At 74.6% G+C, this 7,148-nt stretch carries 6 protein-coding genes; 5 read left to right on the forward strand and 1 reads right to left on the reverse strand.

The genetic code is table 11. The features are described 5' to 3' along the window. Positions 1 to 37: 37 nt before the first annotated feature. Positions 38 to 1,180, reverse strand: a complete 1,143-nt coding sequence (gene mtnA / locus ACH4F6_RS37525; protein WP_397964965.1) for an S-methyl-5-thioribose-1-phosphate isomerase — start codon at positions 1,178 to 1,180, stop codon at positions 38 to 40. 140 nt (positions 1,181 to 1,320) lie between these two features. Here mtnA and ACH4F6_RS37530 point away from each other — a divergent pair, with 140 nt between their 5' ends. Genes ACH4F6_RS37530 through ACH4F6_RS37550 form a run of 5 tightly spaced genes read left to right on the forward strand, consistent with a single transcriptional unit; the run spans position 1,321 to position 6,979 of the window. Further along, entirely contained in the window at positions 1,321 to 2,631 is a 1,311-nt protein-coding gene (locus tag ACH4F6_RS37530; protein WP_397964966.1) for a glycerophosphoryl diester phosphodiesterase membrane domain-containing protein, read from the forward strand. 4 nt (positions 2,632 to 2,635) lie between these two features. Continuing rightward, on the forward strand, positions 2,636 to 3,490 hold the full coding sequence (locus tag ACH4F6_RS37535) for a DUF4129 domain-containing protein (RefSeq protein ID WP_397964967.1): 855 nt from the start codon (positions 2,636 to 2,638) through the stop codon (positions 3,488 to 3,490). Further along, positions 3,487 to 4,680 (forward strand): DUF4350 domain-containing protein, encoded by a 1,194-nt coding sequence (locus ACH4F6_RS37540; RefSeq protein ID WP_397964968.1) that lies wholly within the window; start codon positions 3,487 to 3,489, stop codon positions 4,678 to 4,680. The genes ACH4F6_RS37535 and ACH4F6_RS37540 overlap by 4 nt, the downstream gene beginning before the upstream one ends. Continuing rightward, positions 4,680 to 5,669, forward strand: a complete 990-nt coding sequence (locus ACH4F6_RS37545; RefSeq protein WP_397964970.1) for an AAA family ATPase — start codon at positions 4,680 to 4,682, stop codon at positions 5,667 to 5,669. Before ACH4F6_RS37540 ends, ACH4F6_RS37545 begins: the two co-directional genes overlap by 1 nt. Continuing rightward, the gene (locus ACH4F6_RS37550) at positions 5,669 to 6,979 is read left to right on the forward strand and encodes a DUF58 domain-containing protein (RefSeq protein WP_397964971.1); all 1,311 of its coding nucleotides are present in this window, start codon (positions 5,669 to 5,671) and stop codon (positions 6,977 to 6,979) included. The genes ACH4F6_RS37545 and ACH4F6_RS37550 overlap by 1 nt, the downstream gene beginning before the upstream one ends. Positions 6,980 to 7,148: the final 169 nt, after the last annotated feature.

Below are 7,148 nucleotides of genomic sequence, written 5' to 3' on the forward strand. Positions count from 1 at the left end.
CCGGCGCCCCCGAAGGACGATCCCGGCCCGCGGCCGATCAGCCGGCCGTGAACTGTCCGGACCGGGCACACAGCTCGGCGAGCCCCTCCGCGGTCACCGGCGACACGACGCCTTCCTCGGTGACGACGGCCGTCACCAGTTCGGGCGGGGTCACGTCGAACGCCGGGTTGTAGGCCTGGGTGCCCAGCGGCGCGACCGGGATCCCGCCGCCCGCTCCCGCCACCTGTGCCTGCGGCGCGGTCACCTCCGTCACCTCGAACCCGGGACGCTGCTCCACCTCGATCGACGCCCCGTCGGGAGTGGCCGGGTCGACCGTGGTGACCGGCGCCACCACGATGAACGGCACATGGTGGTACCGCGCCAGCACCGCCAGCGGATAACTCCCCACCTTGTTCGCCACCGAGCCGTCGGCCGCGATGCGGTCCGCCCCGATCAGCACCGCGTCCACCTCCCCGGCCGCGAACAGCGAACCCGCCGCGTTGTCCGTGAGCAGGCTGTACGCCATCCCGTTGCGGGCCGCTTCGTACGCCGTCAGCCGGGCGCCCTGCAGCAGCGGCCGCGTCTCGTCCACCCACAGCCGCCGCAGCCGCCCGCCCCGGTGCGCCGCGAGCGCCACCGCGAACGCCGTCCCCTCCCCGCCCGACACCAGCGCGCCGGTGTTGCAGTGGGTGAGGATCCGGTGCCCGCCGCCGGGCAGCAGTTCTTCCAGAAGGGCCAGCCCGTGCTCCGCCATCCGCGTGGACGCCTCGGCGTCCTCCCGGTGCAGCTTCCGGGCGGCGGCCAGCGCCGCCCGCGCCCCCTGCTCGGGGTCGCCTCCCTCGGCGAGCCCGGCCCGGTAGGCGGAACGGGCCCGGCGCACGCCCACGGACAGGTTCACCGCGGTGGGCCGGGCCCCCTCGATCGCGACCGCGGCCTCGTCGACGTCGAAACCGCGCGCGGCGGCGAGCGCGACGCCGTACGCACCGGCGATCCCGAGCAGCGGCGCCCCGCGCACGGCGAGCGAGCGGATCGCCTCCACCAGCGCGGACGCGTCCGTACAGACCAGTTCGACCTCCTCGGCCGGCAGCCTCGTCTGGTCCAGGAGCACCAGTACGGGACCTTCGGGTGGTTCCTCCCAGCGGATCGCCGGTATCTCGGTGGGCGGCTCGTCCTCGCCGGATTGCGCGTACTGATCAGCCATGCCGTCAGTCTGCCCGTTATCCGGCGGACAATTGAAGGTGCGCAGCCCCGACCGCGGCCGGTTCCCCGGTGACCGCCCCATGGCACGATGGCTCCCAACCTGCCGCCGCGACCGCGGACGGGCACCGTGAAGGAGCGACGATGAAAGACACTCCGGGCTGGGCCTCGCCCGGATCCGCCCCGTCCGACGGACAGGAACCCGGGGCGTCCCGGCCTGCCGAGCCCGCCGACCGACCTCACAGCACGGAACCCGCGGACCAGCCGGTCGCACCCCCCGGGAACCGCGGCACGAAGTGGTCCGAGGAGCAGCCGCCACCGGCCCGGTGGTCCGCGCCCGCAGGCCCCCGGAATCCGGCGCAGTCCCCGCCGCCTCCCCCGCCCGGCCAGGGCTGGGGCCCCCGCCCGCCCGCCGGCGGCCCCGGCGGCTACGGCGGTCACGGCGCACCCGGCGGTTGGGGCGCCGGCTGGGGCGGCCCCCCGCCCGCGGCCAAGCCCGGCGTGATCCCGCTCCGCCCGCTCGGCGTGGGCGAGATCCTCGACGGGGCCGTCTCCACCATGCGCACCCACTGGCGCACGGTCCTGGGCATCTCGCTGGCGGTCGCCGTCGTCATCGAGGTCATCGTCGTCCTGCTCCAGGGTCTGGTGCTCGACGACTCCGCGAGCAGCACCGTCCTGACCGATCCGAGCGCCACCCTCGAAGAGCAGACCCGCGCCATGGGCGACGTCATGCTCAACTCCGGTGTGATCGCCCTGGTCTCCCTGATCGGCACGATCGCGGCGACCGCGCTCCTGACCACCGTCACCAGCCGCGCGGTCCTCGGCAAGCCGGTGACCACCGGTGAGGCCTGGCGCGACGCCCGCCCGCAGGTGCCCCGGCTGTTCGGACTGATCTTCCTCCTGCTGCTGATCGCCGCCGGCGTCGCCGCCGTCGGCGTCCTGCCGGGCGTCCTCGTCGGCGGCGACGCCGGCGGCGGACTCACGGCCCTGGGCAGCATCGTCTCCCTCGTCGTCGTGCTGTGGCTGCTGGTCCGCTTCTCCCTCGCCTCCCCCGCGCTGATGCTCGAGAAGCAGGGCATCAAGAAGGCGCTGGGCCGCTCCGCGAAGCTCGTGCGCGACTCCTGGTGGCGGGTCTTCGGCATCCAGCTGCTCTCGCTGGTCATCGCGAACGTCGTCGCGGTGATCGTCGCCGTCCCCTTCGCCCTCCTCGGCGCCGCCCTGAGCGACGGCGGCCTCGGCGCCTTCGCGGACGGCGGCAGCGACCTGGGGTGGACGTACCTCATCGTCAGCGGGATCGGATCGGTGATCGGCTCCCTGATCACCTTCCCGATCACGGCGGGCGTCGCCGTCCTGCTGTACATCGACCAGCGCATCCGCCGCGAGGCCCTCGACCTCGACCTGGCCCGCGCGGCCGGCGTCCAGGGCTACCAGGACCCCGCCACCCCCGGGAGCTGATGCGGTGAGCCTGACGGGGGGAGTCCTCACGGCACTGCCGGCGCCGTCGGACGGCGGCACACCCGTACCGGCGCCGCCCGGCCCCGGCACCCCGGCCTCGACGGCCATGTCCCGTACCGCCGGCCGCGCCGTGCGCGCCTTCCTCCGGGCCGCCGACACCTCCGCCGGCTCCGCCCTGTCAGGGACCCGCGGCGACGAACCGCCGGTGACCGTCCCCCGCGACCCCGCGCGGGAGGCGGCCCGGCGCGAACTGTCCAAACAGCTGTACCACGAGAACGACCCCAGCCTGTTCCAGCGAGCCCTGAACGGCCTCTGGGACTGGATCGACAGCCTGTTCGGCGCCGCCTCCAGCGCCGCCCCGGGCGGCACACTCGGCCTGACCGTCATCGTCCTGGCCGTCATCACCGTCGCGGCCGCCCTGTGGCGGCGCCTCGGCACCCCGCGCCGCCGGCCCGCCTCCGCCTCCGCCCTGTTCGACGACCGCCCCCGCAGCGCCGCCGACCACCGCGCGGCCGCCGCGGCGCACGCCGCCCAGGGCCACTGGAACCAGGCCGTCCAGGAACGCATGCGCGCCCTCGTCCGCTCCCTGGAGGAACGCGCCCTCCTCGACGTCCGCCCCGGCCGCACCGCCGACGAGGCCGCCGCCGAAGCCGGCCGCGCCCTCCCCGCCCACACCGACCGGCTGCAGGCCGCCGCCCGCACCTTCGACGACGTCACATACGGCGGCCGCACGGCCACCGAGCAGGCGTACCACCGCATCACCGGCCTCGACCGCGACCTGGACGCCACCAAGCCCCGCCTCACCCACAGCAGCAACGCCGACGCGGACCACCGCACCCGCCGGGGAGCCACCGGATGACGACCGGGACCCCGCTCCCGTCCACCTCGGCCTCGCCCACCGCCCGCCACCTGTGGACCCGCACGCGGGGCATCGCCCTCGCCCTCGCCCTCCTGCTGGCCGGAGCGGTCGCCATCGCCACGCTCCGCTCCGACGCCCGGCACGGCGCCCTCGACCCCCGCTCCGCCGACCCCTACGGCAGCCGCGCCGTCGCCGAACTCCTCGCCGACCACCACGTCGCCACCCGCGTCGTCACCACCCTCGCCGAGGCCCGCGCCGCCACCGCCCCGGACACCACCCTCCTCGTCGCCACCCCCGACCTGCTGACAGAGCGTCAACAGACCGAACTGCACACGGCGACCACGCACTCCGGCGGCCGTACCGTCCTCATCGCCCCCGGCAGCCGGTCCGTGGAAACCCTCGCCCCCGGCGTCACCGCGGACCCCGCCACCAGCCGCGGATCCACCCTCTCCCCCGGCTGCTCCCTGCCCGCCGCCCGGCGGGCCGGCCCCGCCGAGACCGGCGGCATCCGCTACACCACGACCCGCCCCGACGCCGACGAGTGCTACCGCAGCAACCGCCTCGCCACCCTGGTGCGCGTCCCGGCCGCCTCCGGCGGCGACACCATCGTCCTCGGCGCTCCCGACGTCCTGTACAACGACCGCCTCGACGAGCAGGGCAACGCCTCCCTCGCCCTCCAGCTCCTCGGCTCCCGACCCCATCTGGTCTGGTACCTCCCCACCCTCTCCGACCCCTCCACCACCGCACCGGACGACGAGAAGAGCTTCCTCGAGCTGATCCCCTCCGGCTGGCTCTGGGGCACCCTGCAACTGTTCGTCGCGGCAGCCCTCGCCGCCCTCTGGCGGGCACGCCGCCTCGGCCCCCTCGTGCCCGAAAAACTCCCCGTGGCGATCCGCGCCTCCGAAACCGTCGAAGGCCACGCCCGCCTCTACCGCAAGACCGACGCACGCGACCGCGCGGCCACCGCTCTTCGCTCCTCCACCCGCACCCGCCTCGCCCCTCTCGTCGGCCTCCCCGTCGCCCAGGCGCACACGCCCGAAGCCCTCGTCCCGGCCCTGTCCGCCCGCCTCCACGACACCGGCCGGCCCCTGCACCCCCTCCTCTTCGGCCCGCCACCCGGCGACGACACAGCCCTCATCGCCCTCGCCGACCGACTCGACGCCCTCGAAAGAGAGGTACGCCGTCCATGATGGACCCGACCACTGACAACGCCGGGAACACCGGGGACCCGGACGACGCCCGCGCCTCCCTGGAGGCCCTGCGCGCCGAGATCGCCAAGGCCGTGGTCGGCCAGGACCCCGCCGTGACCGGCCTCGTCGTCGCCCTCCTCTGCCGCGGACACGTGCTCCTCGAAGGCGTCCCCGGAGTCGCCAAGACCCTGCTCGTCCGCGCCCTCGCCGCCGCGCTGGAACTCGACACGAAACGCGTCCAGTTCACCCCCGACCTGATGCCCAGCGACGTCACCGGCTCCCTCGTCTACGACGCCCGCACCGCCGAGTTCTCCTTCCAGCCCGGCCCGGTCTTCACCCACCTCCTCCTCGCCGACGAGATCAACCGCACCCCGCCGAAGACCCAGTCCTCCCTCCTCGAAGCCATGGAGGAACGCCAGGTCACCGTCGACGGCACCCCGCGCCCCCTCCCCGACCCGTTCCTCGTCGCCGCGACCCAGAACCCGGTCGAGTACGAGGGCACCTATCCCCTGCCCGAAGCCCAGCTGGACCGTTTCCTCCTCAAGCTCACCGTCCCCCTCCCCTCCCGCCAGGACGAGATCGACGTCCTCACCCGGCACGCCGAGGGCTTCAACCCCCGCGACCTGCGCGCCGCCGGCGTACGCCCCGTAGCCGGTCCCGCCGACCTGGAAGCGGCCCGCGCCGCGGTCGCCAGGACGACGGTCTCCCCCGAGATCACCGCTTACGTCGTCGACGTCTGCCGCGCCACCCGCACGTCACCGTCCCTCACCCTCGGCGTCTCCCCCCGAGGCGCCACGGCCCTCCTGGCCACCTCCCGCGCATGGGCGTGGCTCACCGGCCGCGACTACGTCATCCCCGACGACGTCAAAGCCCTCGCCCTGCCCACCCTCCGCCACCGCGTCCAGCTCCGCCCCGAGGCCGAGATGGAAGGCGCCACGGCCGACTCGGTCATCCACGCGGTCCTGGCCCACGTCCCCGTCCCCCGCTGATGGCACTCACCGGACGCGCCGCGCTCCTCGCGGCCCTCGGCTCCCTCCCCGTCGGCATCTGGGAACCCGGCTGGGCGGGCCTCCTCGCCGTCAACGCGCCCCTGGCCGCGGCCTGCGCCTGCGACTTCGCCCTGGCGGCCCCGGTCCGACGCCTGCGCCTGACCCGCTCCGGGAACACGTCCGTACGTCTCGGCGACAGCGCCGACGTCACTCTCACGATCACCAACCCCTCCCGCCGCCCCCTGCGCGCCCGCGTCCGCGACGCCTGGCCCCCCAGCAGCTGGCGGCCCGGCACGGAAGTCGCCGCGTCCCGCCATCGGCTCACGATCCCCGCCGGCGAACGCCGCCGCCTCACCACCCGCCTCACCCCCACCCGCCGCGGCGACCGACACGCCGACCGCATCACCATCCGCTCATACGGCCCCCTCGGTCTCTTCTCCCGCCAAGGCACCCACAAGGTCCCCTGGACCGTCCGAGTCCTCCCCCCGTTCACCAGCCGCAAGCACCTCCCCTCGAAGCTCGCCCGCCTTCGCGAACTCGACGGCCGCACCAGCGCCCTGACCCGCGGCGAAGGCACGGAATTCGACAGCCTGCGCGAGTACGTCCCGGGCGACGACACCCGTTCCATCGACTGGCGCGCCACCGCCCGCCAGTCAGCGGTCGCCGTCCGCACCTGGCGCCCCGAACGCGACCGCCACATCCTTCTGGTCCTCGACACCGGCCGCACCTCCGCAGGCCGTGTCGGAGACGCCCCCCGTCTCGACGCCTCCATGGACGCGGCCCTGCTCCTCGCCGCGCTGGCCTCCCGCGCCGGCGACCGAGTGGGCCTCCTGGCGTACGACCGCCGAGTCCGCGCCCTCGTCCAGGGCAGAACCGCCCGGGACGTCCTCCCGTCCCTGGTGACAGCCCTGGCCACCCTGGAACCCGAACTCATCGAAACGGACGCCCGCGGTCTCACCGCTGCAGCTCTCCGTACGGCCCCTCACCGCTCCCTGATCGTCCTCCTGACGACACTCGACGCGGCCCCCGTGGAGGAGGGACTGCTCCCCGTCCTGCCACAGCTCACCCGACGCCACACAGTCCTGGTCGCTTCCGTCGCCGACCCCCACATCGCCCGCATGGCCACCTCCCGCGGCACGATCGACGCCGTCTACGAAGCGGCGGCCGCGGCCCGGGCACAGAGGGAGCGCCAGCGCACGGCGGAACAACTCCGCCGGCACGGAGTCACGGTCGTCGATGCCACACCCGACGAACTGGCACCGACACTGGCGGACGCCTACTTGGCCCTCAAAGCGGCCGGCCGCCTCTGACGGGATTCCGCGACACCGGGCAGTGGGCTCCCTGCGGGAGTCCATAAAACCGGGACCGCCCAAGAGCCCTGAACGCAGAAAACCCCCGTGCCGAACGGCACGGGGGTTTTCTCACAATTTGTTCGGCGGCGTCCTACTCTCCCACAGGGTCCCCCCTGCAGTACCATCG

This window comes from Streptomyces sp. NPDC017936, from assembly GCF_044328485.1.
Lineage (GTDB): Bacteria > Actinomycetota > Actinomycetes > Streptomycetales > Streptomycetaceae > Streptomyces.

Excerpts from the sequence above, each read along its gene's own strand:
- ACH4F6_RS37530 (WP_397964966.1), top strand. The coding sequence starts at position 1,321 with ATGAAAGACACTCCGGGCTGGGCCTCGCCCGGATCCGCCCCGTCCGAC.
- ACH4F6_RS37545 (WP_397964970.1), top strand. The coding sequence starts at position 4,680 with ATGGACCCGACCACTGACAACGCCGGGAACACCGGGGACCCGGACGAC.
- ACH4F6_RS37550 (WP_397964971.1), top strand. The coding sequence starts at position 5,669 with ATGGCACTCACCGGACGCGCCGCGCTCCTCGCGGCCCTCGGCTCCCTC.
- mtnA (WP_397964965.1), bottom strand. The coding sequence starts at position 1,180 with ATGGCTGATCAGTACGCGCAATCCGGCGAGGACGAGCCGCCCACCGAG.
- ACH4F6_RS37540 (WP_397964968.1), top strand. The coding sequence starts at position 3,487 with ATGACGACCGGGACCCCGCTCCCGTCCACCTCGGCCTCGCCCACCGCC.